This window comes from Sphingopyxis sp. SCN 67-31, from assembly GCF_001725095.1.
On the sequence record NZ_MEFH01000011.1, the window covers coordinates 16,102 to 42,362 of the forward strand.

At 67.3% G+C, this 26,261-nt stretch carries 23 protein-coding genes; 16 read left to right on the top strand and 7 right to left on the bottom strand.

Features of this window, described 5'->3' with window-relative positions:
* Positions 1-3: 3 nt before the first annotated feature.
* Entirely contained in the window at positions 4-2,037 is a 2,034-nt protein-coding gene (locus tag ABS88_RS00710) for a lytic transglycosylase domain-containing protein (RefSeq protein ID WP_076076060.1), read from the bottom strand.
* Positions 2,038-2,137: 100 nt separating this feature from the next.
* Here ABS88_RS00710 and dapA point away from each other — a divergent pair, with 100 nt between their 5' ends.
* From dapA to recA, 7 genes are all read left to right on the top strand, one after another.
* Positions 2,138-3,013 carry a 4-hydroxy-tetrahydrodipicolinate synthase gene (dapA, locus tag ABS88_RS00715; protein WP_076076057.1) on the top strand — a complete coding sequence of 292 codons (876 nt, stop codon included), beginning with the start codon at positions 2,138-2,140 and terminating at the stop codon, positions 3,011-3,013.
* Positions 3,014-3,098: 85 nt separating this feature from the next.
* Positions 3,099-3,584 (top strand): SsrA-binding protein SmpB, encoded by a 486-nt coding sequence (gene smpB, locus ABS88_RS00720; protein WP_067110614.1) that lies wholly within the window; start codon positions 3,099-3,101, stop codon positions 3,582-3,584.
* Positions 3,585-3,619: 35 nt separating this feature from the next.
* Entirely contained in the window at positions 3,620-4,198 is a 579-nt protein-coding gene (locus tag ABS88_RS00725) for a DUF2062 domain-containing protein (protein WP_067187106.1), read from the top strand.
* A gap of 94 nt (positions 4,199-4,292) precedes the next feature.
* Positions 4,293-6,359 carry a M13 family metallopeptidase gene (locus ABS88_RS00730; RefSeq protein WP_076076055.1) on the top strand — a complete coding sequence of 689 codons (2,067 nt, stop codon included), beginning with the start codon at positions 4,293-4,295 and terminating at the stop codon, positions 6,357-6,359.
* A gap of 88 nt (positions 6,360-6,447) precedes the next feature.
* A complete protein-coding gene (locus ABS88_RS00735; RefSeq protein WP_286748693.1) occupies positions 6,448-8,880 on the top strand; it encodes a hybrid sensor histidine kinase/response regulator in 2,433 nt (810 codons plus the stop codon).
* The gene (locus ABS88_RS00740) at positions 8,870-9,223 is read left to right on the top strand and encodes a response regulator (protein ID WP_076077969.1); all 354 of its coding nucleotides are present in this window, start codon (positions 8,870-8,872) and stop codon (positions 9,221-9,223) included. The genes ABS88_RS00735 and ABS88_RS00740 overlap by 11 nt, the downstream gene beginning before the upstream one ends.
* A 116-nt stretch (positions 9,224-9,339) precedes the next feature.
* Positions 9,340-10,419 carry a recombinase RecA gene (gene recA / locus ABS88_RS00745; protein ID WP_104959756.1) on the top strand — a complete coding sequence of 360 codons (1,080 nt, stop codon included), beginning with the start codon at positions 9,340-9,342 and terminating at the stop codon, positions 10,417-10,419.
* 240 nt (positions 10,420-10,659) lie between these two features.
* Here recA and ABS88_RS00750 read toward each other — a convergent pair whose 3' ends face one another.
* The 5 genes from ABS88_RS00750 to ABS88_RS00770 form a co-directional block, all read right to left on the bottom strand.
* The gene (locus ABS88_RS00750) at positions 10,660-11,352 is read right to left on the bottom strand and encodes a TetR/AcrR family transcriptional regulator (protein ID WP_083675123.1); all 693 of its coding nucleotides are present in this window, start codon (positions 11,350-11,352) and stop codon (positions 10,660-10,662) included.
* Between the two features lie 169 nt (positions 11,353-11,521).
* Positions 11,522-12,712, bottom strand: a complete 1,191-nt coding sequence (locus ABS88_RS00755) for a PhoPQ-activated protein PqaA family protein (RefSeq protein WP_076076050.1) — start codon at positions 12,710-12,712, stop codon at positions 11,522-11,524.
* A 56-nt stretch (positions 12,713-12,768) separates the two neighbouring features.
* A complete protein-coding gene (locus ABS88_RS00760) occupies positions 12,769-13,512 on the bottom strand; it encodes a maleate cis-trans isomerase family protein (protein WP_076076048.1) in 744 nt (247 codons plus the stop codon).
* Positions 13,513-13,558: 46 nt separating this feature from the next.
* Positions 13,559-14,710, bottom strand: coding sequence for a thiolase family protein (locus tag ABS88_RS00765; protein WP_076076046.1), 1,152 nt, complete (start codon positions 14,708-14,710; stop codon positions 13,559-13,561).
* On the bottom strand, positions 14,710-15,102 hold the full coding sequence (locus ABS88_RS00770) for a Zn-ribbon domain-containing OB-fold protein (RefSeq protein ID WP_076076043.1): 393 nt from the start codon (positions 15,100-15,102) through the stop codon (positions 14,710-14,712). Before ABS88_RS00770 ends, ABS88_RS00765 begins: the two co-directional genes overlap by 1 nt.
* Before the next feature lie 87 nt (positions 15,103-15,189).
* Between ABS88_RS00770 and ABS88_RS00775 the strand changes: the two genes are divergently transcribed.
* The 9 genes from ABS88_RS00775 (at position 15,190) to ABS88_RS00815 (ending at position 24,846) form a co-directional block, all read left to right on the top strand.
* Positions 15,190-15,996 carry an enoyl-CoA hydratase/isomerase family protein gene (locus tag ABS88_RS00775; protein ID WP_076076040.1) on the top strand — a complete coding sequence of 269 codons (807 nt, stop codon included), beginning with the start codon at positions 15,190-15,192 and terminating at the stop codon, positions 15,994-15,996.
* Between the two features lie 13 nt (positions 15,997-16,009).
* On the top strand, positions 16,010-16,801 hold the full coding sequence (locus tag ABS88_RS00780; RefSeq protein ID WP_067110639.1) for an SDR family NAD(P)-dependent oxidoreductase: 792 nt from the start codon (positions 16,010-16,012) through the stop codon (positions 16,799-16,801).
* A gap of 105 nt (positions 16,802-16,906) precedes the next feature.
* Positions 16,907-18,010: a CaiB/BaiF CoA transferase family protein gene (locus tag ABS88_RS00785; protein ID WP_158682251.1), complete on the top strand. Its 1,104-nt coding sequence runs from the start codon at positions 16,907-16,909 to the stop codon at positions 18,008-18,010.
* Positions 18,011-18,077: 67 nt separating this feature from the next.
* Positions 18,078-20,375: a TonB-dependent receptor gene (locus ABS88_RS00790; RefSeq protein ID WP_286748672.1), complete on the top strand. Its 2,298-nt coding sequence runs from the start codon at positions 18,078-18,080 to the stop codon at positions 20,373-20,375.
* 55 nt (positions 20,376-20,430) lie between these two features.
* Positions 20,431-21,630: an acyl-CoA dehydrogenase family protein gene (locus ABS88_RS00795; protein WP_207797305.1), complete on the top strand. Its 1,200-nt coding sequence runs from the start codon at positions 20,431-20,433 to the stop codon at positions 21,628-21,630.
* A gap of 40 nt (positions 21,631-21,670) precedes the next feature.
* A complete protein-coding gene (locus ABS88_RS00800; RefSeq protein ID WP_104959753.1) occupies positions 21,671-22,483 on the top strand; it encodes an enoyl-CoA hydratase-related protein in 813 nt (270 codons plus the stop codon).
* Positions 22,484-22,515: 32 nt separating this feature from the next.
* On the top strand, positions 22,516-23,208 hold the full coding sequence (locus ABS88_RS00805; protein ID WP_076076028.1) for a VOC family protein: 693 nt from the start codon (positions 22,516-22,518) through the stop codon (positions 23,206-23,208).
* Complete coding sequence (locus tag ABS88_RS00810) at positions 23,205-24,374, top strand: CaiB/BaiF CoA transferase family protein (RefSeq protein WP_104959752.1); 1,170 nt, start codon at positions 23,205-23,207, stop codon at positions 24,372-24,374. Before ABS88_RS00805 ends, ABS88_RS00810 begins: the two co-directional genes overlap by 4 nt.
* Positions 24,364-24,846: a flavin reductase family protein gene (locus ABS88_RS00815; RefSeq protein WP_104959751.1), complete on the top strand. Its 483-nt coding sequence runs from the start codon at positions 24,364-24,366 to the stop codon at positions 24,844-24,846. The genes ABS88_RS00810 and ABS88_RS00815 overlap by 11 nt, the downstream gene beginning before the upstream one ends.
* Before the next feature lie 9 nt (positions 24,847-24,855).
* Here the strand turns inward: ABS88_RS00815 and ABS88_RS00820 are convergent, their stop codons facing one another.
* Positions 24,856-25,986, bottom strand: coding sequence for an NAD-dependent epimerase/dehydratase family protein (locus ABS88_RS00820; RefSeq protein ID WP_076076018.1), 1,131 nt, complete (start codon positions 25,984-25,986; stop codon positions 24,856-24,858).
* Positions 25,987-26,261: the final 275 nt, after the last annotated feature.

Below are 26,261 nucleotides of genomic sequence, written 5' to 3' on the forward strand. Positions count from 1 at the left end.
GATTCAGCCGGGGTTCGACTTGCCGAGGTAGAAGCTCAGCGGCGCCTTGGGCAGCGCCCGGCCGCCTTCGCGCAGCGTGTCGTAGACGACGGCATTCTCAAGCACGCGCTGGACGTAGTTCTTCGTCTCGAAGATCGGGATCGCCTCGATCCAGTCGAGGATGTCGATCGCCCCCGTCCGCGGATCGCCGTTGGCGCGCAGCCATTTGTTCACATTGCCGGGCCCGGCGTTGTAGGCGGCGACGGCGAGCGGATAGCTGCCGCCGAAATAGCTGAGCATCTGCTGGAAATAGGTCGACCCCAGCGTCATGTTGTAGCCGGTGTCGGTGGTCAGCGATCCGGCGTCGTAGCCGAGCCCCAGCTTGCCCGCGACCTCGCGCGCGGTGCCGGGCATCAGCTGCATCATCCCGCGTGCGCCCGCATGGCTGACCGCGGCGCGATCGAACTGGCTTTCCTGCCGCGTGATCGCGTGGATGAAGGTCCAGTTGCCCTCATGGCCGGCGGGGACGCGGACGGTCGGAAAGCCCGACACTTCGACCGCGTCGAGGCTGTTCGCCTGCGCGCTGCGGCCGATCATCACGCCCAGGTCGGGGCGGCCGATCTGCTGCGCGAGCTGGCCCGCGAGCACATGGTCGGCGGGCGAGGTCGCCTTTTGCGCCAGCGCGCGCAGGAACAGCGACTGTTCGCGCCACGCGCCGATCTCTCCCAGCACGCGCGACGCGCGGACGAGGCGGTCGTCGTCGAACGCCGTTCGCTCGGCGCCGCTGACCTGGATGCTCGGCACCGGGGTCGGGCGCGGCTGCGGCCGGCCGAGCCGTTCGAGCGCGAGCTGGCCGTAGAACTGGTCGTAATGCTGCGCGGCGTCGGCGAAATGGGCGTTGGCGGCCGCGGCGTCGCCCGCCGCCAGCGCCGCGCGGCCGGCCCAGTAATAGCCCTTGGTGCGCGTCTGCGCCGAGCGGGCGGCGTCGCCATAGGCGCGGTAGAGCCGCACCGCTTCGGCCGGGCGGCGCAGGTCCTTGAAGGCGAGCTGGCCCGCGAGCCAGGCGAGCGAGGTGTAATCGTCGCGCACCCCCAGCGGCGTCTCGCGCACCACCGTGCCCGGCGGCAGCGCGTCGTCGATCTGCTTCGCGATATTGTAGGCGGTCAGCTTGTCGCCCGCCGCGTCGGCCTGCCGCGCGTTGGTCAGCAGCGTCTCGAGCCATTCCTCGGCATCGGTGGGAGGGCTCGCCAGGCTGCGCGGGCCCGCGAGCAGCGCGCGCGCCTCGCCGACGCGGCCCGACTTGCGCAGCCAGGTCGCCTTGGCGGTGATATAGCCGGGATCGGTGCGCAGGATCGCCGGGTTGGCCGCCTCGACCGCCGCGGCCTGCAGCGCGGCGTCGACCGCGGCGCTGCGCAGCGCGAGCCGCGCCGCGAACTGCGCGCGCCGTTCGGGCGAGGTGAAGCCGAGCTGGCGCGCCGCGGCGGCGGTGTTGTTCGACCACAGCAGCCGGTCCATCCGCGCATCATGGTCGGCGAGGCTCAGCGCGCCGGGGAAGAAGGAGAGCACGCGGTTGACCTCGCTCTCGTCGAGCGGCCCGCTCGTCCACGCGCGGCGGACGGCGGCATAGGCCTCGTCGCGGCGGCCCGAGGCGTTGAGCGCCAGCGCCATGCGCAGCTCGCCGCTCGGCGTCTTTGGCGGATAGGCCTGGAAATAGGCGAGGGTGCGCGCGGGGTCGAAGCTGTCGATCGCGATCGCCTTTTCGGCGCGGGTGCGCATCTTGTCCGCGTCGGGCCAGCCCTTGTTCGCCATCAGGAAGCGCGACAGGCGGTCGAAGGAGGCGCTCTGGTCCTGGGTCAGGCGCCGCCATTCCATCACCGCGTCGCCGACCGTATTGGTCGCCGTCGGCGGGGTGGTCGAGACCGACGCAAGCCCCATCTGGGCGCGATACCAGGCCATCTGTTCGGGCGTCAGTTCGCCGGCGGTCGCCATGGAGGGAAGAAGGAGCGCTGCAGCCAGCGCGAGACGGGAAACGGGGAACAGCGAGATCATGCCGGGCATTTTAGTGCCAAACTCCTTGCGGGGCGCTGAATAGGCGTTCATTAGGCGGCGCGCCGACCTTCCCTATCGGTTCCGGCGCTTTTTTGTAAAGGAGCGGAGCATGTTTTCGGGCTCGATTCCCGCCTTGGTGACGCCATTTCGCGATGGGGCGTTCGACGCCCCGGCCTTCGTGCGCCTCGTGGACTGGCAGGTCAAACAGGGGACGAGTGCGCTGGTCCCGTGCGGCACCACCGGCGAAAGCCCGACGCTGGGCTTCGACGAGCATTACCGGGTCATCGACGTCTGCATCGAGGCGGCGGCGGGGCGCGTGCCGGTGATCGCCGGCTGCGGGTCGAACGACACCGCGACCGCGATCCGGCACATGCGCCATGCGCAGGCGGCGGGCGCGGCGGCGGCGCTGGTCGTCGCCCCCTATTACAACCGGCCGACGCAGGACGGGCTGATCGCGCATTTCCGGGCGCTGGCCGACGCGAGCGACCTGCCGATCGTCGTCTACAACGTCCCCGGCCGCACCGTCACCGACATCGCGGCCGAGACGATGTGCCGGCTGGCCGAGATTCCGTCGGTGGTCGCGATCAAGGATGCCAGCGGCGACCTCGCCCGCGTCACCGTCCACCGGGCCGGGGCGGGCGCCGGTTTCTGCCAGCTCAGCGGCAACGACGACCTGTGGCTGCCGCACGCGGTGCTGGGCGGCGTCGGCTGCATCTCGGTGACCGCCAATGTCGCGCCGCGGCTGTGCGCCGATTTCGCCGCCGCCTGCGCCGCGGGCGACTGGAGCGGCGCGCTGAGCCTGCACGACCGGCTGTTCGCGCTGCACAAGGCGATGTTCTCCGACGCCTCGCCGGGGCCGGTCAAATATGCGCTGTCGCGCGTCCACGACTGGTTTTCGCCCGAAGTGCGCCTACCTATCATCCCGGCGTCGGATGCGTCGCGCCGGGCGGTCGATGCCGCCCTGTCCGCGGCGGGAGTGATTTAGGCTATGATCGCTATGTGGTCTTTCCCCCTCCGTTCGACGCGAATGGGGCAAGAGTTGGCATAAGGTTCAATTTTCAGGTTTCTCAATGGCCCGTCCGCAATCCGCCCCCGAATTCGACAAGAAGAAGGTCGTCGCCGAGAACCGGCGCGCGCGCTTCGACTATGCCGTCGAACAGGTGTTCGAAGCGGGCATCGCGTTGCAGGGGACAGAGGTCAAATCGCTGCGCTTCGGCGAGGGCACGATCGCCGAAAGCTATGCCGAGGTGGCGGGCGGCGAGGTGTGGCTGATCAACGCCAATATCCCCGAATTCAGCCACGGCAACCGCTTCAACCATGAACCGCGCCGGCCGCGCAAGCTGCTGCTGAACACGCGTGAGATCAACAAGCTGCACGCCGCCGTCGCGCGGCAGGGGATGACGCTGGTGCCGCTGTCGGTCTATTTCAACAGCCGCGGGCGCGCCAAGGTCGAACTGGCGCTCGCCAAGGGCAAGAAGGCGCACGACAAGCGCGAATCGATCAAGGAACGCGACTGGAAGCGCGACAAGCAGCGCCTGATGAAGGAACGGGGATGAGCCGCGGCGGCAAACCTCGCGATAAAGCCGCGGTGATGAACTGGATCCGCCGCAATTCTCCTTCGCGGGAAGAATTGCTGGAGAGCCGCTTCATCAAGCCCTTCGCGCATCGCGTCGCGCACAGCCATCTGTGGCGCTTCACGCGGACGTCGGTGCCGCGCGGCACCGCGCTCGGGCTGTTCGTCGGCATCTTCTTCCTGATCCCCGGCGTCCAGATTCTGGGCGTCGCGCTGCTTGCGCTGCCGTTCCGCGCCAATATCCCGATCGGCGCCGCGATGACCTTCCTGTCGAACCCGGCGACGACGCCCTTCCTGATCGCGGCGTCGGTGTGGCTGGGGAACAGCATGTTCGGGCTGCATGCCAACGTCGCCACCATCTCGATCATGGTGGACGAAGGCGCGTCGGCGGGCGCGTGGGTGCGCTGGGTGCTGTCCGACGCGGCGCCCGCGCTGCTCGCGGGGCTGTTCGTCATCTCGGTCGTGTCGGCGGTGGTGGGCTATCTGCTCGCGGCGCTGTTCTGGGACAACTGGATCCGCCTGCGCTGGCGGCGCAAGCTGCGCCGGGCGCGCGACCAACGACATGAGGCATCGACGAGCGACGGGGCGGCCGGTTGAACGCGCGGTTCGCGCGGGTATAGCTGTTTCCATTGTAACCATCTGCCCCGCGCGCCGGGGCCGTGGTCGCGCCCACCATCCTCTGGGGACCGTCATGACTCGTTCGCATATCTCTTCGCGCCTGTTCGCGACCGCCGCCATCGGCGCGCTGCTGCTCGGTTTCGCATCCTCCGCCACGGCGAAGGACGCCGCCAAGGCTCCGGCGCCCGCCACCGATGCCGCCGCCGGGCCCGAGATCGGCGATTTCGGTTTCGACATGGCGGGCATGGACCGAGGCGTGAAGCCCGGCGACGATTTCTATGCCTATGCCAACGGCACCTGGGCAAAGACGACGGCGATCCCCGCCGACAAATCCAACTATGGCATGTTCACCGCGCTCGCCGACCTGTCGCAGCAGCGCACGCGCGAGATACTGGATGCGGCGAAGGGCAATCCGGACAGCATGATCGGTCGCGCCTATGCCTCCTATCTCGACGGCGCGGGGGTCGAGGCGAAGGGGCTGGCGCCGATCGAGCCCTGGCTGACCAAGGTACGCGCCGTCGACAAGGCCGGGCTGGCGGCGCTGCTGGCCGAGGCCGACCGCAACGGCATCTCGCATTTCTTCGGCGGTTATGTGGGGCAGGACGACAAGAATCCCGACGTCTATATCTACACCATGGTTCAGGGCGGCATCGGCATGCCCGACCGCGATTTCTACCTGAAGGGCGGGGATCGCAACACGGCGTTGCAGGCCGCCTACCTCCGCCACCTCGAAAATATACTGACCCTCGCGGGCGAAAAGGACGCCGCGGCGCGCGCGCGGGCGCTCTACGATTTCGAGAAGCGGATTGCCGAGGTTCACTGGGACAAGAACGACAGCGGCGACGCGACCAAGGTCTATAACAAGATGACGATCGCCCAACTCGCGCAGGCAGCGCCGGGCTTCGACTGGACGACCTTCATCCGGGGCATCGGGGTCAAGGAGGACAGCCTTCTCGTGTCGCAGCCGAGCGCCTTCACCGGCGAGGCGAAGCTGATTGCCGAGGCGCCGATCGGCGTGATCCGCGACGCGCTGCTCGTCCGCAGCCTCGACGATTTCGCCGACGTGCTGCCCGACGCGGTGGCGCAGGAGGCTTTCGCCTTCCACGGCACCGCGCTGTCGGGAACGCCGGAGATGCAGGAACGCTGGAAGCGCGCGGTCGATTTCGTCAGCGACCATATGGGCGAGGCGGTCGGCAAGGATTATGTCGCCAAATATTTCCCGCCCGAAACCAAGGCGGCGATGGACGGGCTGGTGAAGAACGTCCTCGCCGCGCTCGACGAGCGCATCGGCCACCTGACGTGGATGCAGCCCGAAACCAAGGTGAAGGCGAAGCGCAAGCTTGCCAACTTCACCACCAAGATCGGCTATCCCGACCGCTGGAAGGACTACAGCACGCTCGAAATCCGTGCCGACGATCTGTTCGGCAACGCGCTGCGCGCCAACCAGTTCGCGCATGACGACAATATCAGCCGCCTCGGCGGGCCGATCCGCCGCTGGGAATGGGGGATGACCCCGATGACGGTCAACGCCTACGCCAATTTCGGGATGAACGAGATCGTCTTTCCCGCGGCGATCCTGCAACCGCCCTTCTTCGATCCCAAGGCCGACGCGGCGATCAACTATGGCGGCATCGGTGCCGTCATCGGTCACGAGATCAGTCATCATTTCGACGACCAGGGCGCGAAATATGACGAGACCGGCAAGCTGTCCGACTGGTGGACCCCGGCCGACGTCGCGGCATTCGATGCGGCGGGCAAGGCGCTCGTCGCGCAATATGACGCCTATGAAGTGCTGCCCGGCGAACATCTCGACGGCACCTTCACACTCGGCGAGAATATCGGCGACCTCGCGGGGCTGACCATCGCCTATGACGCGTACAAGGCGTCGCTGGGCGGCAAGGCGGCGCCGGTGATCGACGGGCTGACCGGCGACCAGCGCTTCTTCCTTGGCTGGGCGCAGGTGTGGCGGCGCAACTACCGCGAGCAGAATCTGTCGCAGCGCATCACCACCGACCCGCATTCGCCCTCGATTCAGCGGGCATGGGTCTCGCGCAACCTTGACCCTTGGTATAAGGCCTATCAGGTAAAGCCGGGCCAGAAGCTGTATCTGGCGCCGAAGGACCGTGTCCGCATCTGGTGATGCGAAACAGGAAAGACTGCCCTTGACCGCGACGACCCTGCCTTCCGCTGACGCCGAACTCGGCAGGGGGACGGGGCCGGCGGCGGCGCTGGTGCCTTCGGGATTGTCGCGATTCGACGTGGCGCTGCTCGGTGGGCTGGTGCTGCTGTCGGTCGGGCTTCTCTTCTGGGCGACGCGCGATGCCGTGCTGGCGGCGGGTTTTCTCGCGGGTCTTGCCGTCGCGGCGGGCGGCGTTCTGTTGCTGCGCCGGGTCTTTCCCGCCGTGGGAGCCAGCGAGGCGGCGGCGCCCGACTGGACGATGCTGCGCCAGGCGGTCGATCACGACGATGTCGCGATCGCGGTGACCGACCGGGCGGGACGCCTCGTCTGCGCCAACGACCTGTTTGCGACCTGGATGGGCGGCTTCGTGACCCCGCCCGGCCTGCCGCTCGACGGGCGCGGCGCCGAGGCGCTGAAGAACGCCGGCCGCGCGGCGTGGCGCGACGGCGAAGGGCGCGTCGACGATCTGAAGGTCGGCGCGCTGCCGCTGCGCGCACAGGTCAACCGCACCGGGCAGGCCGACGATTATCTGGTCTGGCGCTTTGCGGCGATCGACCGCCTCGACCTTGCGTCGGAGATTCTCCGCCACCTCGAAGGACCGGCGGGCCGGACGCTCGGGCAGGCGGGGGTGATGGCGGCGCTGGTCAATGCCGAGGGTCGGCTGCGCGTCGCCAATCAGGCCTTTCTGCTGCGAGCGCTCGGCGAGAGCGATGCGAGCCATTATGCCGGGCGCGACGTGGCGGCGATGCTGCGGCTCGACGATTCGGGCGGGCTGACCTTCGCGCGCGAGGGCGACCGGGCTCCGCCGGTGCGGATGCTCCAGATTCCGCTGGCGCCGGCCGATCCCGCCGGCCCGTTGTTGCTCGCGCTGATCGACGAGGAGGTCGGGCCCGCCGACCGCGGCACCGCGCAAACCTATATCGAGACCTTGCTGTCGCTGCTCCCCTTCGGGCTCGCGCTCGTCGATCGCGACGGGCGGTTCCTCTACATGAACCGCGCCTTCGGGCGCGCGGCGGGGGTGGCCGATGGCCGGATGCCGCGCTACCCCGGCGACCTCGTCGTCGGCGAGGACAAGGGGCCGCTCGCCGACATGATCCGCCGCCACAGCAGCGGCCAGCAGGTCGGCGGCGATCTGTCGATCCGCCTCGTCGGGCAGGGCGACGAGCCGGTGTCGATGCGCGTCGTCGGCGTGCGCGGGCTGGGCGAGGCGGCGGTGCTGCTCAGCCTCAAGGATTCGAGCGAGGAGACGCGGCTCAAGCGCCAGGTCGCGCAGCAGTCGAAGATGCAGGCGGTCGGCCAGCTCGCGGGCGGCGTCGCGCATGATTTCAACAATATCCTGACCGCGGTGCTCGGAAGCTGCGACCTGATGCTGATGCGCCGCACGCCGGGCGACAGCGACTATGACGACATTCAGCATATCCGCAGCAACGCGAATCGCGCCGCCAGCCTGACGCGGCAATTGCTCGCCTTCTCGCGCCAGCAGACGCTGCGGCCCCAGATATTGCAGCTTCCCGACGTGATTTCGGAGGTGTCGCACCTGCTCAGGCGGCTGATGGGCGATACCGTCCAGCTTGCGGTCCATCATGGCCGCGGGCTCGGCGCGGTGCGCGCCGACCCGGTCCAGCTCGAACAGGTGATCATCAACCTCGCCGTCAACGCGCGCGATGCGATGATGCCCGGCGGCGGCACGCTGACGATCGAGACCTATCCGGTGTCGGCGGCCGAGGTGCGGCAGATGGGCAACGAGTTCATGCCGCCCGCCGATTACAGCGCGCTCAAGGTCAGCGATACCGGCGCGGGCATTCCCGCCGACGTGCTGCCCAAGATCTTCGAACCCTTCTTCACCACCAAAGACGTCGGCAAGGGGACGGGGCTGGGCCTGTCGACGGTCTATGGCATCATCAAGCAGTCGGCGGGCTTCATCTTCGCCGACAGCCGGCCCGGCGAGGGGACGAGCTTCACCATCTACCTGCCCGTCCACCGCACCGCCGCCGGCGCCCCCGCCGCCCCCGGCAGCGGCGCGCCCGCCGTCCCCGGCAGCGGCGCCCCCGCCGTTCCCGCTGCTCCGATCCGCGCAAAGAAGTCCCAATGGGGCACAGGCACCCTCCTGCTGGTCGAGGACGAGGACATGGTCCGCGCCGTCGCCGAACGCGCGTTGACCCGCGCGGGCTACAGCGTCGTCACAGCGTCGCAGGGCGAGGAGGGGCTCGAGCGGTTCGCGGGCATGGACAAGGTTGATCTGGTGATCAGCGACGTCGTGATGCCGACGATGGACGGTCCGACGATGGTCCGCGCGATGCGTGCGAAGCGGCCGGCGCTGCCTGTGCTCTTCATGTCGGGCTATGCCGAGGAGCAACTTCGCCAGTCGATCGATATCGATCATGTCGCCTTCCTGCCCAAGCCCTTTTCCGTAGCGCAACTTGCCGAAGCTGTTTCGGCGGCGCTCGACGATGCCGCGCACCGGGTGTCCGATGATGGATGATCGGCTGGTCCTGCTGGTCGAGGACGACGTGCTGATCGGCATGATGCTCGTCGACATGCTCGAAGCGCTCGGCTTTCCCGAGCCCGCGCAGGCGACGTCGATCGAGGAGGCGTTTGCGGTGCTCGACGCGCAACCGGTTGCAGCGGCACTGATCGACATCAACCTAGGCGAAACCAAGGGATGGCCGGTGGCCGATGCGCTGGCGGCGCGGGCGATTCCCTTTGCCTTCACCACCGGCGGTGGCGACATCATCCCGCCCGCGCACGCGCACCGGACGATGGTGACCAAACCCTTCCGCCTCGCGGAGATCGAGGCGGCCCTGAGCGCGTTCTTCACCGGGTAGCCTTTCCGCTCACCAAATTATTTTGTTCCCCTCTTGTTCCTATAGAACAAATGTGGCACAAAGGTAGAGCGTTGCGATGCCTCTGCGCTCGCTCTAGAGCAGGAAAGGGACGGCAAATGGCCGGACAATTGTCACTCGTCGAATCGGGGAAATCAGTGAACGGACCAGACAGACAGAAGGCGCTCGACGCCGCATTGGCGCAGATCGACCGCGCCTTCGGCAAGGGCTCGGTGATGAAGCTCGGCTCGAAGGAGGCGATGCAGGTCGAGGCGATCTCGACCGGTTCGCTCGGGCTCGACATCGCGCTGGGGGTCGGCGGCCTGCCGCGCGGGCGCGTCATCGAAATCTATGGCCCCGAAAGCTCGGGCAAGACTACGCTTGCGCTGCATTGCATCGCTGAGGCGCAGAAGATGGGCGGCACCGCGGCCTTCGTCGACGCCGAACATGCGCTCGATCCCGTTTATGCGAAGAAGCTTGGCGTCGACATCGACGAACTGATCGTGTCGCAGCCCGACACCGGTGAGCAAGCGCTCGAGATCGTCGACACGCTGGTGCGTTCGAACGCGATCGATGTGCTCGTCGTCGATTCGGTCGCGGCGCTCGTTCCGCGCGCAGAGATTGAGGGCGAGATGGGCGACAGTCATGTCGGCCTGCAGGCACGGCTGATGTCGCAGAGCCTGCGCAAGCTCACCGGGTCGATCAGCCGTTCGCGCTGCATGGTGATCTTCATTAACCAGCTGCGCATGAAGATCGGCGTGATGTACGGGAATCCCGAGACGACGACCGGCGGCAACGCACTCAAATTCTATGCCTCGGTCCGCCTCGACATTCGCCGCACCGGGCAGATCAAGGACCGCGACGAGATCGTCGGCAACACGACGCGTGTCAAGGTGGTCAAGAACAAGGTCGCGCCGCCGTTCAAGCAGGTCGAGTTTGACATCATGTACGGTCAGGGCATTTCGAAGATCGGCGAGATCCTCGACCTCGGCGTCAAGGCCGGGCTGGTCGAGAAATCGGGCGCCTGGTTCAGCTATGATTCGATCCGAATCGGGCAGGGCCGCGAGAATGCGAAGAATTTCCTGAGCGAGAATCCCGAGCTGATGCAGCGGCTCGAAAGCGCGATCCGCGGTCGCACCGATGCCGTGGCGGAAGAGATGATGACCGGTCCCGACGACGGGGAAGACGACGATCTCTGATCGTATCCGTCTCCCGTTCGGCCGGTCCCGTTTTCCGGGCCGGCCGGCCGGCGGCGGCGGGTCCACGCCCTCTGGGCCTGCAAGTTCTTCTCTTGAAGTAGGTCGGCCCGCCCGCCGTTGATGCGCCTCTCGGCGCCTTCGCATTGTTCGCGCTGGTAGTCTACCGGCCCCCGACGGGGGGTTCCGCAAGGTTTTTGTGAACCTGTCGGCTACCTGATCTGGAAATCCCCCTAAGGATGATTAGGGCGCGTTGTCTTTCGGCGTCAGGAAAAGCGACAGAACCATTTCGATGTGATTTTCGATGAAATCCTCATCGAAGGGATTCTGCTTTGACATGAATTGATATTCTTCGGACAGCGTGAACACCGACGTGGCCGCTCCGATGAATAGATAGCGCAGGTGCATCGGGTCGCCGCTGCGAAGCATGCCTTCCTCCTGCGCCTTTCGCAAAATCATCAGGTCCATGGCGATGCCGGGCGCGAGATGATTCTTGATCAGCCATTCCAGCCGCTTCTGCCCGCCTTCGTTGGCCTGGACCATGAAGCGGTGGAGTTGGGGAACCTTGGCGCTGAACAGGATGAACTCGCGCAGCATCAGACGCAGCAGGATGGGCTGATCGACCCCGTCCAGGCCCTGATATCGCTTTCGCTGCTGCGCGACATATTCGCCGAAAACATATTTGGCTGTGGCTTCCCACAGCAATTCCTTGTTGCCGAAATGATGCCCGATCAAACGGTGGTTGACGTCGGCCTTGTCGGCGATCTCCCGCGTGCTGGCGCCGTCGAATCCCTTGTCGGCGAACTCGCGCAGCGCCGCTGCGAGGATGGCCTGTTTGGTCTCGATCGCGCGCTGCTGCTCCCGCCGCTTGCGCCGCTGGGGTGCGCGCTGCGGGCTCGTCTCGGCTTTTGCGCCGTCTGCAGATATACTGGTCAATGGACTATTGTCCCACCTCTATCAGTCGCACGGGCCGCGCTGGCGGTATCAGCGCCCCTCGCGCCCCGTTTCGCGAATGCCCGTCGTTTAAGATACAGTTGTGCGCGACGCAACGTCGGGCGCGCCCGCGGCGGAGGGAAGAGGGGGGGCAGCGGCGCGCTACCCCCCCTCACCCCCCTCCAGAGGCGTCAGGCAGGCCTTCGAGCAGGCCGCCCTTCCGAAGCCAGTCGATGATCAGTGTGATGGCGGCATCCAACTGCTCCCGCTGGCCGATGTAATAATGATTGGCACCGGGGATGGTGTGCAGCTCCTTCGGACCGCCGAGGCTGCGATAGATGGTGTCGGTGTGCGAAGGCGGGCAGCAGTCGTCGGCGGCATTGGCGATCACCAGCGCGGGAACCGTGACATGCGGCCCCTGAAGCTCCGTGTTCGCGCGCGATTCGTCGATGCTCCATTGCGAAAGCCAGCTTCGCAGGGTCGCGAACCGCGCCAGCCCGATGGGGCCGTTGTTCACGGCCTCCGGTTCGCCGAGGTAGCAGATTCCGGGAGCTCTCCCGTTGGCGTCGAGCGTGGGGTCGAGCCACCGGGGGTCCGCCATGGTGCCGTGGGTCACGAAGCATCGTTCCTGATCGGCCGAACCGCGCCGCTTCAGCGCGTCTAGCGTCTCGCGCACCCACGCCGTAATCCGCTGGTTGCGGCCGATCTGCGCCGCGCGATAGGCCGCGACGAAATCGGGGGCATAGGGCGGCTTCGGCCCGTTGATGCAGTCATAGAGGTCGAAGGCGGCGTTGCGATCGGTCGGGTCGCCTTCGCTGCGCAGCGCAGCATCCATCGACTCGGTCATGATCCGCGCACGCGCCGAATGGGCGGCAAGCTGCATGATCGCATCGGCCGGCTGAAGCCCCGACAGGTCGATCGCATGGCCGCACGGCGTCGCCGTGATCGTCGGATTCTGGGCTTGCGACTGATAGAAGACCGAAAGCGAGGCCCCGCCGCTCCAGCCAGCGAGAATGACCGTCCTGTAGCCCAGTCGTTCGCGGGCATATCGGACATAGTGACCAAGGTCGACGAGCACCTTCTCCATGATCAGTGCGCTGTCGTTGTGCGGATAGCGGCTGCCGCACGCAAGCACCGGAACGCCGCGCCGCGCCAGCTCGCGCGGCAGCGGCAGTGTGTCGAGCGTCGCTGTGGGGTGCATGAAGAGGAGTACGGTGTCGCGGGTGGCGTCGGGGCGCCGCAGATGCATGCCCTGCAGGACTACGTTCGCCACCCCGCCGCCGTAGGTTTCGCGCGACTGCTGCGCCTCGGTGAATGCGATGAGAATAGGGGTGGTGGTGGGTTTTTGGTAGTCTTTTGCCATGATCGTGGCCTTTCGGTTGCGGGTTCGGTGACCTTGCGGTGGCGATGGAGGCGGCGTCAGTCGGGGGTGGCCAGCATGAAGCCGGCGTCCGGCGCGATGGGTTCGAGGCCGAGCGACCGCAGCATGGATCTGGCGGTGCAGATGGAGGCCGACGTCACCGGCAGGCCGAGCTTGTCCTCGACGACGGGGACCGCGGCGAGCGACGGCATCTGCACGCAGGCGGAGAGGACCACCATGTCGGCGCCATCGATCCGGAGCCGGTCCACATCGTCCACCAGCGCCATCGGATCGCGGCGCCCGACCTCGAGATTGTCCTGGATCGCCAGCGCGATCGCGTCGACCACGCGGATGCCCTGATCCTCGATATAATCGACGACCAGCGCGGTCAGCGCCGGCATATAGGGGGTCACGATCGCGACCGACCGGACGCCCGCGAGCCGGAGTTCGTCGACGAGGGCGCCGGCCGAGGTGATCACCGGCGCGGCGTGGCCTTCCTCGCGCATTCGCGCCTGCAGCGCGTCCTGGCTGGCGCAGTGATAGCCGCGGCCCATGCTCATGATCGCGACGAGGCAGGCATAACCGACCACGTCGACGGCGGCGTCGGCCAGTTCCGCCGCGCAGCGCAGGCTGTCCCGGTCCATCGCCGCGAGTTCTTCCTTCGTGACCTGCTTCATCCGCATCCGGCTCGAATGAAAGGTGAAGCGGTCGCCGGGATGCAGGCGTTCGCGCCCGCGCAGGATGGCGGGAATTTCTGTTTCCATCGTGGTGTTGGAGCTGGGAACGATCTGACCAATGCGCATGGGTGATTCCTGTTGACTGATGCTGACGGACCGGTGCGAGCCGGGGTCAATCGGCGGCCGAAAGGATGTGGACGACGCACACCGAGCCGATGCCGACCATATGGGCGAGCCCGAGACGGGCCCCCGGGTGCTGACGCGAGCCGGCTTCGCCGCGGAGTTGTCGCGCGATCTCGCAAATCTGGCCGACGCCGGTCGGACCGATAGGATGCCCCATCGCCAGAAGGCCGCCCGAGGGATTGATCGCAACGCGCCCGCCGATGTCGAAATCGCCGCGCGCCAGTTGTCCGGCGGCCTGCCCGGGCGGGCAGACGCCCAGCGCCTCGACGTAGAGCAGCTCCTCGATCGAGAAACCGTCGTGAAATTCGACGACGTCGAGGTCGCCGGGTGAAACGCCCGCTTCCGCGCAGCTCATGGCCAGCGTTTCACGGGTCAGCTCGGTGTCGGGATCGGCGCCGGGGTCGTAAACCCGCTCCGAGCGCGACGTCGACGAGAGGACCCGGACGCTGCGCGCGCGCGAGAGGCCGAGCCGCGCGATGGCGTCGTCGGACGCGACGATCACGGCGGCGGCGCCTTCCCCGATCGGGCAGCATTGCAGCCGGGTCAGGGGGCCGGAGATATTGGGGCCGGACAATATCTCCGCGAGCGAATAGCCCTTTTGCCGGTGCGCGTGGGGGTTCTTCGATGCGTTCCGGAAATTCTTTTCCGCGACCCGGGCAACCTGTTCGGCGGTGACCCCGTACCGGCGCATATAATCGTCGGCGAGCAGCGCGAAATGCGTGAAAGGCGAGGCATAGGCGTTGACCAGATCGGGAACGCCCGCCGCTTCGTGGGCGAGGCGGATCGGGGCGGGTTTGTCGAGCCCGATCGCGAGCGACACGTCCGCCATGCCGCTGGCGACTTCGAGAACCGCCTGACGTACGGCCGTCGATCCCGAAGCCGAGGCATTTTCGATCTGGGTGATCGGCAGGCCCGAGGCCCCGAGATGCCTCAGCATCGCACGGCTGGGCGCCATGCCGAGCAGCGCCGTCCCGCAATAGGCGGAGTCGATGGCGGAAAAGGCGATCCCGGCATCGGCCATTGCCTCGCGAATCGCCGTCAGGCCGAGTTCGACATAGGTCGTCTCGCTGAGCGGCTGGAACCGATGGAGGCCGATCCCGACGACATGGACGGGGCGATAATCGCGCAACGGCCGGCGCATCACGCCGCCTCGCACTTCTGGAACCGCAGGACGCGGTCGGTGCTTTCCTCGTCCGCCGCTCGCTCGACGAGCACGGTTTCGACCGCATCGCCCGCGGCGAGCGATTCGCCGGTCGAGTCGGTCATGATCGCCCGAATGACCGGGCCATCGTCGAGCGCGATCGACGCCACCGTATAGGGCACCGACAAATCGCGCCGGTTCGCGTGGGTCGTCGTCACGAATGCCACGATGCGCCCCCGCCCGGCCAGCGGGCGGTCGACCAGCTTCGCGGCCGGCGCCCCGCATTTTTCGCAGCCGTAGGGATTGGGCGGAAAGGCGACGCGGCCGCAGCCTTCGCATTCCTGCCCCCTGAGCGCCGGGTTCGGTTCGCCTTCCAAAAAGAGCCCCGCCAAAGCTTTTCCCCCATTTCAAAAAATGTGTTGACTTGGATAATATGAGATTATTAAATTCCTCAGTCAAGCAATACATGGGAGTGGGTTTTGCAACAGGCCAGGCCGATCCGTATCGAGCGCAGCGGGGCGATCGCGACGATCATCCTCGACCGTCCGGCGCGCGCCAACACGATCACGATGCAGCTCACGGTCGATTTCAACGACGCGCTCGACGAACTCGAGGCCGATCGCGAGATCGCGTGCATCCTGGTGACCGGTGCGGGCGAAAAGCATTTCTGCGGCGGCGCCGACCTGCGCGAGATCGAGGACATGATCACCGAAGAAGGCGTCACCGGCGATCCGCGCCGGGATTTCGTCAGCCATATCGAGGCGGTGGCGAAGCCGGTCATCGCGGTCATCAACGGCGCGGCAATGGGGGGCGGGTGTGAAATCGCGCTTGCCTGCGATTTCCGCATCATGGTGGACGACGCGAAGATCGGCCTTCCCGAAATCCGCTTCGGCGCGCTGCCCGGGGCCGGCGGCACGCAGCGCCTGCCGCGGCTGGTCGGGCTCGCCAAGGCCAAGGAACTGATCCTGCTCGGCGGCTCGCTGAGTGCGCGCGAGGCGCTTGCGGTCGGCCTGGTGACGGCGGTCGCGTCGCGAGAGGCGCTCGACCGGTGCGTCGAGGATCTGGTGGGGCAACTCGTCGGCAAGGCGCCCTATGCCCTCGCGGCCGGCAAGGCGCTCCTCAACCGGTCGCTCGACCTGCCGCTCGCGGAGGGGCTGGCGATAGAGCGCCGGGTCGTCCGCGACATGGGATCGAAGGAGGAGCGCGACGATTTTCGTGAGCGTTCGATGACGAACGATGCCGTCTATGCGGGGATATTCTCTCCGCACAAGACGACGGTGCGCTGAAGGGGGGATAGCGTTGAACCGGCAGATTCTGACATTGGAAGGGCGCACATGCCTCGTCACCGGAGCGGGGCAGGGCGTCGGCCGCCGGATCGCCCTGCATTTTGCCGGAGCGGGAGCCCGGGCAGTCGTCGTCAATGATTTCCGCGCCGACCGCGCGGAGGCGGTTGCGGAAGAGGTTCGCGCGCTGGGGGGCGAAGCGGTCGGCATCGCGGCGGACGTGACCGACCGCGATGCCGTGGAGGCGATGGTGGCGAAGGCCGCGGAGGCGTTCGGTCCGGTCGATATCCTCGTCAACAATGCCGGCAACATGGGGGCGAAGCCGGACGAGGTCGAACCGGCACCATTCTGGTCGGCATCCCGCGCGACGTGGGACGCCTTTCTGGGCGTCAATCTGTACGGCGTGCTGAACTGCTCCAGTGCCGTTCTGCCGGCGATGATGGAGCGGAAATTCGGCCGGCTGGTCACGATCGTATCCGATGCCGGACGGGTCGGCGAACCGGGTCTCGAAATCTATTCCGCGGCGAAGGCCGGCGCGGCGGGCTTCACGCGCGCGGTTGCCAGAACGATGGGACGTCACGGGGTGACGGCGAACAATATCGCCATCGCGACGACGCGCACGCCGGGCGTGGCCGACGTCACCGAGGACCCGGAACGCGCCCGCCGGATGCTCGGCCAATATGTGATCCGGCGGTTCGGCGAGCCGGAGGATATCGCCAACATGGCGCTTTTCCTCGCGTCGGACGCGGCAAGCTGGATCACCGGGCAAACCTACCCCGTCAATGGGGGCTATTCCTTCGCTCTGTAGACGGCAAAAGCTCTGCGGAAACGGATCGGGAGAGAGATTTTGGAAAAGGCCGAGTTCTACAGAGACGCGCGACACGATTGCACCGGCCCGTGCCAGGGCCTGACCGTGATCGAGCTGACGACGTCGTGGGCCGGCCCGATGGCCGGTTGCATCCTCGCCGACTTCGGCGCCCGGGTCATCAAGGTCGAGCATCCGGCGGGCGAAGTGATGCGGCGCCAGCCGCACGGCATCCCCGGTTCGGACCTGATGGTCCAGCACGAGACGGTGAACCGGAACAAGCAGAATGTCGCCCTCGACGTCCGCGACCCGGACGACAAGGCGGCGTTCCTGAAGCTGTGCGAACAGGCGGACGTCCTGATCGAGAATTTCAAGCCCGGAACCCTTGCCAAATGGGGTCTGGGCTATCACGACATCGCGAAGATCAAGCCCGACATCGTCTATGTCTCGATCAGCGGCTTCGGGCAGTTCGGGCCGCTGTCGGACCGGGCCTGTTACGACCCGATCGCCCAGAATTACTGCGGCTGGACGTCGGTGGCGGGTGAGCCGGGAGCGGGGCCGTTGAAGGCGCCGACCTATCTGGCGGACGACCTCGCCGGCCTGCATGCGGCGCTGGGGCTGCTCGCGGCGCTGCGCCATCGCGATCGCACCGGCGAGGGGCAGCATGTCGACGTCGCGCTGACCGACTGCCTGCTCTATACCAGCAACGGGAATCTGACCGTCGGCGCCTATGGGCTCGACCTGCCCAAGACGGGCAACCAGTTCCTGAAGGCGATGCCGGCCAACACCTATCCGTGCGCCGACGGCCACGCCTATATCGCGACGCTGCTCGATACGCACTGGGATGCGATGGCCGAACTGATCGGCCGGCCCGACCTGTCGGGTCTGAAGCTCGCCGAACGGCTCGAACGCCGCGAAGAGTTGAACGGCCTGCTCGCGGGCTGGTGCGCGCCGCGCCCCGTGGACGAGGTCATCGCCGCCTTTTCGGCGCGCGGATTGGCCGTCACGCGCGTCAATACCTACGCCGACGTCGCCGCCGAGCCGCACATCGCCGCGCGCGATATGTTGCAAGCCGTGCGCCTGTCCGACGGGGTGGAGGCGAAGCTCACCGGCCCATCGGTCAAATTCTCGCGCACGCCGACGACGATCCGCCATCCGGCGCCGCCGATCGGCCAGCACGATCCGGACCTGATCGGAAGAGAGAAATCATAACATAAAATCAGATGGATAATTGGGAACAAGGGCCGCGCATATGGTCCTGACATTGGGGAGGGAAGAGATGTCTGTTGCGTATACCATCAAGGCCAGAATGGGACTTCTGACGGCGACGGCGCTGGCGCTGTCGCTCCAATCCCCCGCCGCGTTCGCGCAGGACGCCGGAACCGGGCAGTCGGCGCGCCCCGACGCATCGGGCAGCGGCCTCGACGAGATCATCGTCACGGCGCGGAAGCGCGAGGAGAATCTGCTCGACGTGCCGGTGTCGGTCGCGGTCGTCGGGGGACAGAGCCTCGACAAGCAGGGCGTCCAGATGCTCGGCGAAGCGCTGAAGGCGGTGCCCGGCGTGTCGGTGACGCCCACCCCGGTCGGCGACCTGCTGTTCATTCGCGGGATCGGGTCGGGCGAGAACCAGGGTTTCGAAATGTCGGTCGGCACCTTCGTCGACGGCGTCTATTTCGGGCGCGGCCAGTCGTCGCGGCACGCCTTCCTCGACGTCGACCGCATCGAGGTGCTGAAGGGGCCGCAGCCGATCCTGTTCGGCAAGAACACGATCGGCGGCGCGCTGAACATCACGACGCGCAAGCCGACGGACACGTTCGAGGCGTCGATCCAGGAATATATCGAGCCGCAGTTCGGGACGTTCCGCACCACCGGCATCCTGTCGGGGCCGCTGTCCGACACGCTCGCGGCGCGTGTGGTGTTCCGCTCCTATATCACCGACGGTTTCGTCAAGAACACATTCCTGGGCACCGAAGAGCCGCGGCGGCGCGACTGGGTGGGGCGCGCGACGCTGGCGTGGAACCCGACGGACCGGTTGGAGGTCCTGCTGAAGGGCGAATATGGCAAGGCGCGGATGCGGGGCGGGCGCGCGCAGATCAGCAAGGCGTCGCCGACTTTGCGGCAACTGATCCAGCCGATCGATCCCAACGCCGAATATGAGCTGAACTATCGCAAGTCGGGGCCCGGGGTGGCCAACCGCTTCAACCGGGAGTTCGAGGATGCGTCCACGTACAACGCCAACCTCACCGCGACGCTCGACCTAGGCTCGCACACCCTGACCAGCGTCACCAGCTATGCCGGCTATGACGTCGATTATGCCTTCGACAGCGATTTCACGCCGCTCGACCTGATCCATCAGCTATGGGATCAGAGCTGGCGGTCGTGGGCGCAGGAACTGCGGCTGGCGTCGGCGTCGGGCGGGGTGTTCGAATATCAGGGGGGCGTCTATCTGTCGTCGGAAAAGCTGCGCAGCGACAAGCTGGCGTTCCTGAATTTCTCGCAGACCCCGCTGCCGTTCGGCAGCGGCACGCGCGTGCAGAATTTCCGGCAGACGACGGACAACTGGTCGGTCTTTGCCGAGGGCACGATCAACGCCACCGATGCGCTGTCGCTCGTCGCCGGCTATCGCTACACCTACGACAGGAAGGGGATGGACAAGCGATTCTATTTCTCCGACCTCGGCTCGCTGACGCCCAATCCCAATCTGACGATCTTCTCGGCGATCGGGCTCGGCGTTCCGCATCAGCTGAACGACATCGAGCGCAGCACGAACAACCATTCGCTCGCGCTGACGCTGCGCTACAAGCCGGGCGACGTGATGTACTATGCCTCCTACACGCAGGGCTTCAAGGCCGGCGGCTTCGACGAGGGGGACACCAAGGGCAAGCTGAACGCGATCATCTTCGACGACGAGAAGGTCGACAGTTTTGAGATCGGCATCAAGGGCGAAAGCGCCGACCGGCGGCTGCGCGGGCAGGTCGCGGCCTTCTATAGCCAGTACGACAATCTGCAGGTCAGCATCTTCGACGGCGTCGCGGCGCTGATCGTCGGCAATGCGGCGGCGGCCACCTCCGCGGGCGTCGAGGCGCAGGCCCAGTTCGCCGCGTCGGACCGGCTGACGCTGGGCGTGTCCGCGACCTATCTGAAATCGGAATATGATTCCTATCCGGCCGGTCCCTGTCCGTTCGGCCAGGGCACGACCTGCAACCTGACCGGAAAGCGGCTGCCCTATGCGCCGAAATTCTCCGGGACGCTCAACGCGCGCTGGGAGGACGGGCTCGCCGGCGGCTGGACCTATTCGGTCGACGGGCAATTGTTCCACAGCGGTTCCTTCTTCACCGCGGGCGACCTCGATCCCTTCGTGGCGCAGCGGGCGTTCACCAAGCTCGACGCGTCGATCACGCTGACGTCGCCGAACGAGGCGTTTTCGCTCGCGCTGGTGGGCAAGAATCTGACCGACAAGACGACCGCGCATTTCGGCGACGACATCCCGCTGTCGAACATCCTCGGCAACAATTACGAGCAATATGTCGACCCGCCGCGGACGATCGCGGTGCAATTGCAGTTCAAGTTTCGGTGAAGGATGATCGCGAGCCCCGACGTCCGGGCGCTCGCGGGGACCACGGAGTGACATGATGACGGCAGAGACTTTGGCTCGCGAGGCGCCCGGCGCGAAAGCACCGGCCACCACGAAGGAAGAACTGGTCGGGAGGGCGAAGCGCCTGTCCGCGCTGCTGGCCGCGGAGGCGCGCGAGGCCGAGGCGCTGCGGCGCCCGACCGACACGGTCATCCGGGCGCTGGAGGAGGCGGAGATCTTCAAGCTGATGGCGCCGCGCGTGTACGGCGGGTTCGAGTTCGACCTCGACACCTTCTTCGAGGTCGGACTCGCGCTGAGCGAGGGCGACGCGTCGATGGCCTGGGTCGCGAATTTCTATATCGAGCATGTCTGGATATTCTGCCTCTTTCCCCGCGCGTTCCAGGAAGAGCTGTTCGCGAGCCGGAGCTATGCGCTGGCCCCGGCGATGCTGTCCCCGACCGGCCAGGTGACGCGCGTCGAGGGAGGGTATCGCCTGAACGGGCGCTGGTCGTGGAGCACGGGGATCATGCACGCCGACTGGGTGCTGCCCGCGGCGATCGTGACGCGCGAGGACGGCAAGCGGGTGCCGATGTTCTTTGCCTTGCCCCGATCGGAGGTGCGGGTGGAGGACACGTGGTTCGTCGACGGGATGCAGGCGACCGGCAGCAACGACGTGCTGATCGAGGACGCCTTCATCCCCGACGGCCGGATGCTGTCCTTCCCCGACATGATCGAGGGCAACACGCCCGGAGCAAGCCTCCACCCGAACCCGCTCTACCGCACGCCGATGCTGCCGACGCTGGGACTGGCGGCGGCGATGCCCGCGTTGGGGCAGGCGCGCAACAGCGTGCGCCTGTTCAAGGAACGGCTGCTGGCGCGGAAGGCGGAAGGCGGAACGCGCCGGGTCGGCACCGCAAGCTATATGCGACTGGCCCGCGCCGAGGTTCAGGTCGAGCAGATCTACCTGCTGCTGCGGCATCTGGTCGAGGACGTCATGCGGCTGCGTAACGACGCGACGCGCGTCGACCGGACGCGCTGGGCCACGCAGCTTGCCCATGCCGTCGACCAGTCGAAGAGCGTCATCGCCTATGTCTGCGAAGCGGCGGGCGCCAGCGGCCATTTTCAGGACAGCCCACTGGGTCGGGCGGCGCGTGACGTGAACACCGTCGGGGCGCATATCGTGTTCGACCTCGACGCCCGCCTCGAACTGCATGGAGCCGCGCTGCTTGGCGAGGAAATTCCTGGGATTCTGGTATGATTCCGATGTTCGGCTTCCCTCCGATCCGGGAGATTTGACGATGGCAGTCGTGGATCTGGAAATCCGGGATTCGATAGCAGTCATCACGCTCAATCGCCCCGAACGGCTCAACGCGATGGATGCCGAAATGGCGGTCCGGCTGATCGACGTCTTCGAGCATGTCCGCGCCGCCGACGAACTGCGCGTCGCCATCCTGACCGGCGCCGGGACCAAGGCCTTTTGCGCGGGAGGCGACCTCGACGCGGTCATCCCGCTGATGACGGGGGCGCGGGCACCCGAAACCGAATGGGAAAGGCGGTGGCTGGACATCCGCAAAGAAGGTGGGCGCAAGAGCGGCGGACCGTTCAAGACCGATATCGGAAAGCCCCTGATCGCGGCCGTCAACGGCCATGCGGTGGCCGGCGGGATGGAGCTGGTGATGAACTGCGACATCCGCGTCGCGGTCCCGCACGCCACCTTCGGCATTCCCGAGGTCAAGGTCGGGCTGTTCCCCGGCGGCGGATCGACGGTGCGCCTGCGCGACCAGATTCCCTTTGCCCACGCGATGCACATGCTGCTGACCGGGGAGGCCATCTCGGCCGAGGAGGCGCGGGCCTATGGGTTCGTCAACAGCCTCGTCGATCCCGCGCTGCTCATGGACGAGGCGATGCGCATCGCGAGCCGCATCGCCGCCAACGGCCCGCTCGCGGTACAAGCGGTGCGCAACTCGGTGCGCGCCACGCTGGGCCTGCCAGAGACGGAGGCGCTCGCGGTCGAAACCGAATTTTCGGCGCGGGTCCACGCCACCGACGATGCCGTCGAGGGGCCCCGCGCCTTTCTGGAGAAGCGCCCGCCGGTCTTCAGGGGACGCTGACGTATCGCGGCCGGGCCGCACGGGAGAATGTCATGGATAACCGGGTGCAGGGGCTACATCATCTCGCGATCAGCACGGCGGACATCAAGACGCAGATCGATTTCTTCACCGACAAGCTGGGGATGGAACTGGTGGCGCTGTACTGGATGCACGGCGCCAAGGAGACGTGGCACGGCTTTCTGCGCATGAACGACGAAAGCGCGGTGGCCTTCGTGCAGGGGCCGCTCGTCGCGAGCATTCCGCAAAAGTTCGGCGAGACGCACGCGGGCAATCCGACCGCGGCGAGCGCCGCCGGAACGACGCAGCACATCGCGTTGAAGGTGAAGGGCATGGAGGACCTGCTGCGGATGCAGGCGCGGCTGCGGTCCAGGGGCGTGCCGGTGCTGGGGCCGGTCGACCATGGTTTCTGCAAGTCGATCTATTTCGCCGGGCCCGAGGGGCTGGCGCTCGAACTATCCTGTTCCGACGCGCCGATCGCGCCCGATAGCTGGATCGATCCCGACGTCGTGGCGCGCGCGGGCATCAGTCCGGAGGAGCTTGAGCGATACCGGAACCCGCCGGTCTATGAGCCGTCGGCGCAGGGGGTTTCGCAGCCCGGACCGGACGCGCCCGGACCGCATATGACCAACTATCCGCCGGGCATTTATGAAAAGCTGATCGCGCTGTCCGACCAGCAGGTCTGGGACGCGAGCGAAAGCGCGCCACCGGTGGGCAGCGCGCAATGACGGTCGGCGGGGGGCCGCTCGCCGGCATTCGCATCATCGAACTGGCGGGGCTGGGGCCGGCGCCGTTCGGCGCCATGCTGCTTGCCGACATGGGGGCGGAGGTGGTCCGCGTCGAGCGCGTCGACGGGGGGAGCGGTATCGGCGTCGCGGTGCCCTTCGACGTGCTGGCGCGCAATCGCCGGTCGATCCGCCTCGACCTGAAACAGGACGAGGGCAAGGCGGCGCTGCTGCGCATGATCGACGGCGCCGACGGGTTGATCGAGGGGTTCCGACCCGGAGTGCTCGAACGGCTCGGCTTCGCCCCCGACCTGCTGCTCGAACGGAATCCGAAGCTGGTGGTCGGCCGGATGACGGGGTGGGGGCAGGATGGGCCGCTCGCGCAGCGCGCCGGGCACGACATCAACTATATCGCGCTCGCGGGGGCGCTGTTCAGCATCGGCGGCCGGGGCGGGCCGCCGGTGCCTCCGCTCAATCTGGTGGGCGATTTCGGCGGCGGCGGGCTGGTGCTCGCCTTCGGCGTCGTCTGCGCGCTGCTCGAGGCGCGGGGGTCGGGGAAGGGGCAGGTGGTCGACGCGGCGATGGTCGACGGTGCCGCGCTGCTGACCGCCGGCGTGCACGGAATGCTCGCGCAGGGCATGTTCCGCGAGGATCGTGGCGGCACGATCCTGAACGGCGGCGCGCCCTTCTATGCCGTTTATGAGTGCGCCGACGGCGAGTTCGTCACGATCGGTTCGCTCGAGCCGCAGTTCTTCGCGCTGTTGCAGGAGCGGCTGGGGATCGACCCGGCGGAGTTCGGAAACCGCAACGACCCGCGGCAGTGGGACGGCCAGCGCGAGCGGCTCGCCGCCATCTTCCGCAGCCGGACGCGCGACGAATGGACCCGGCTGCTCGGCGACAGCGACGTCTGCTTCGCCCCGGTGCTGCGCATGACCGAGGCCCCGCAGCACCCGCACAATGCCGCGCGCGGGGTGTTCGTCGAGGTCGGCGGCCTCGTCCAGCCGGCCCCGGCGCCGCGCTTCAGCCGCACCGCGGCGGGCGCCTGCACACCGCCCGCCGTGCCGGGGGCCGACACCGACGCGGTGCTCGCCGCCTATGGCTTCAGCCGCGAGGAGGTCGCGGCGCTCCACGCGGGCGGCGTGGTGGCGGGGGCCGCGGATGCGGACTGAGCCGGCGCTCGATGCGCGCGCGCTGCGGCAGGTCTTCGGGCTGTTCGCCACCGGGGTCACCGTCGTCACCGCGCGCCACGCCGACGCGGAGCCCGTCGCGATCACCGCCAACTCCTTCACCTCGGTCTCGATGGAGCCACCGCTCGTCCTCTGGTGCCTCGACAACCGGAGCCGCCACCTTCCGGCCTTCGCGCCGGGACGGATGTTCGCGGTGCACGTGCTGAACGACGGCCAGGTCGAGCTGGCGCTGCGCCACGCCCGGTCGGGCGGCGCGCCCGAAAGCCCGCGCGCGGCGCGCCCCGCGCTTCCCGTCGTCGAGGGAGCGCTGGCGCGCATCGAGTGCCGCGTCGCCGACCGCCCCGTCGCGGGGGACCATCACATCATCATCGGGCGCGTCCATGACGTCGCGGTCGCCGACGGCGCCCCGCTGGTCTTTCACGCAAGCCGGTTCGGACGCTTCGCCCCGGCCTGATACCAGGGATCACCGGGCGGGCCGGCTGGGGTGCGCGTAATAGTGGCTCATGTCGAAATCGGGGAAATCGATCGCTTCGATCGCGGCGCGGGCGCGGTCGAGTTCGGCGATGATCCGGTCCTCCATGTCGTAGCGGAACGCGTCCTTCAGTTGCGGTTCGGCGGCGCCGCCGCGCGCCGCGGGGTCTTCGAGGAACCAGTCCACCGTGCGCCGGATGCCGTAGGCGACCGGCGCGGGCGTGTAGCCGAGCGCGGCGAGGTCGCCGATGTCGAGGACGTGATGCCCGACGGTCAGCGGCCAGCGGGCATAGGGCCACGCCGGGCGCGCGAGCGCCGCGGGCGCCGAGACCAGTTCCACCGTCCTGCCCATCGCGTCGGCGATCAGCCGTATCCACTTGCGATGCGAGATCGGCTCGCCATCGGCGCAGTTGAAGACCCGCCCCGCCGATGTCCGCCGGTCGCGCACGGCGGCCAGCACGATCCGCGCCGCATTTTCGGCATAGAGCGCGCTTTGCAGCAGGAAGCCGCCTTCGGGGACGATGATGCGCTCGCGCCCGTCGAGCAGGCGGCGGATGATGCTCCATTCGACCGCGCCGGGCTGGCGCGGCCCGTAGATGCGGGGATAGCGCAGGATCGTGGTCGCGAGATCGCCCTGCGCGTGCGCCCATTGCAGCGCCGTGTCGGTCTCTACCACGCGCGCGCCGAATTTCCCGACGGGGTCGAGCGGGACGTGCGGCGGCATCGGCAGGCCTTCGTCCAGATATTGTACCGACCAGTCGCGCGCTTCGCCGGTTTCCGAGGTCGGCCGCACGGTCGCCGGCGGGTCGATCCACCCGGGATAGAAGGTCGAGGTGATGCCGACCAGATGCTCGACATGGCCCGTCAGCGCCTGCGCGACGAGGCGGAGGCGGCCATATTGCACGATCGCGGTGTCGAAATAGCGCCCGGCAACGGCCTGCTGCACGGATTCGAGGAAATTCGGGTCGGCCGCCAGATGCTCGACCGGACCGTCGAAGGCGACGGGATGGCGCCCGGTGTTCATCACCGCGATCCGGTGCCCCTCGGCGATCAGGGCGTTGACCACCAGCGCCCCCGTCGGCCCGCCGCCACCGACCAGCAGGATGTGCTTGTGTTGGTCCATCGTCTCTCTCTCCAGCGAAACGAGCCATCCGGGTCATGGGGCCCGATCTCTATCGTTCCTTATTTGGAGAAAATAGACAGTTATAATTATCCTATCAAGGAATTTATATTTCATGCGCTGGAGCATGGCGATGTCGGGGTCCATGCGAGGCAGGCGCACGTAGCTGGACCCCGGCTTTCGCCGGGGAACTGCTATTTGTCGAAAAGGGATAATGGCCGACTTGTTTCAGGGTCCAAGGTCCGCCCGCACCTGGAAGGGTCCGACCATGGATGCTG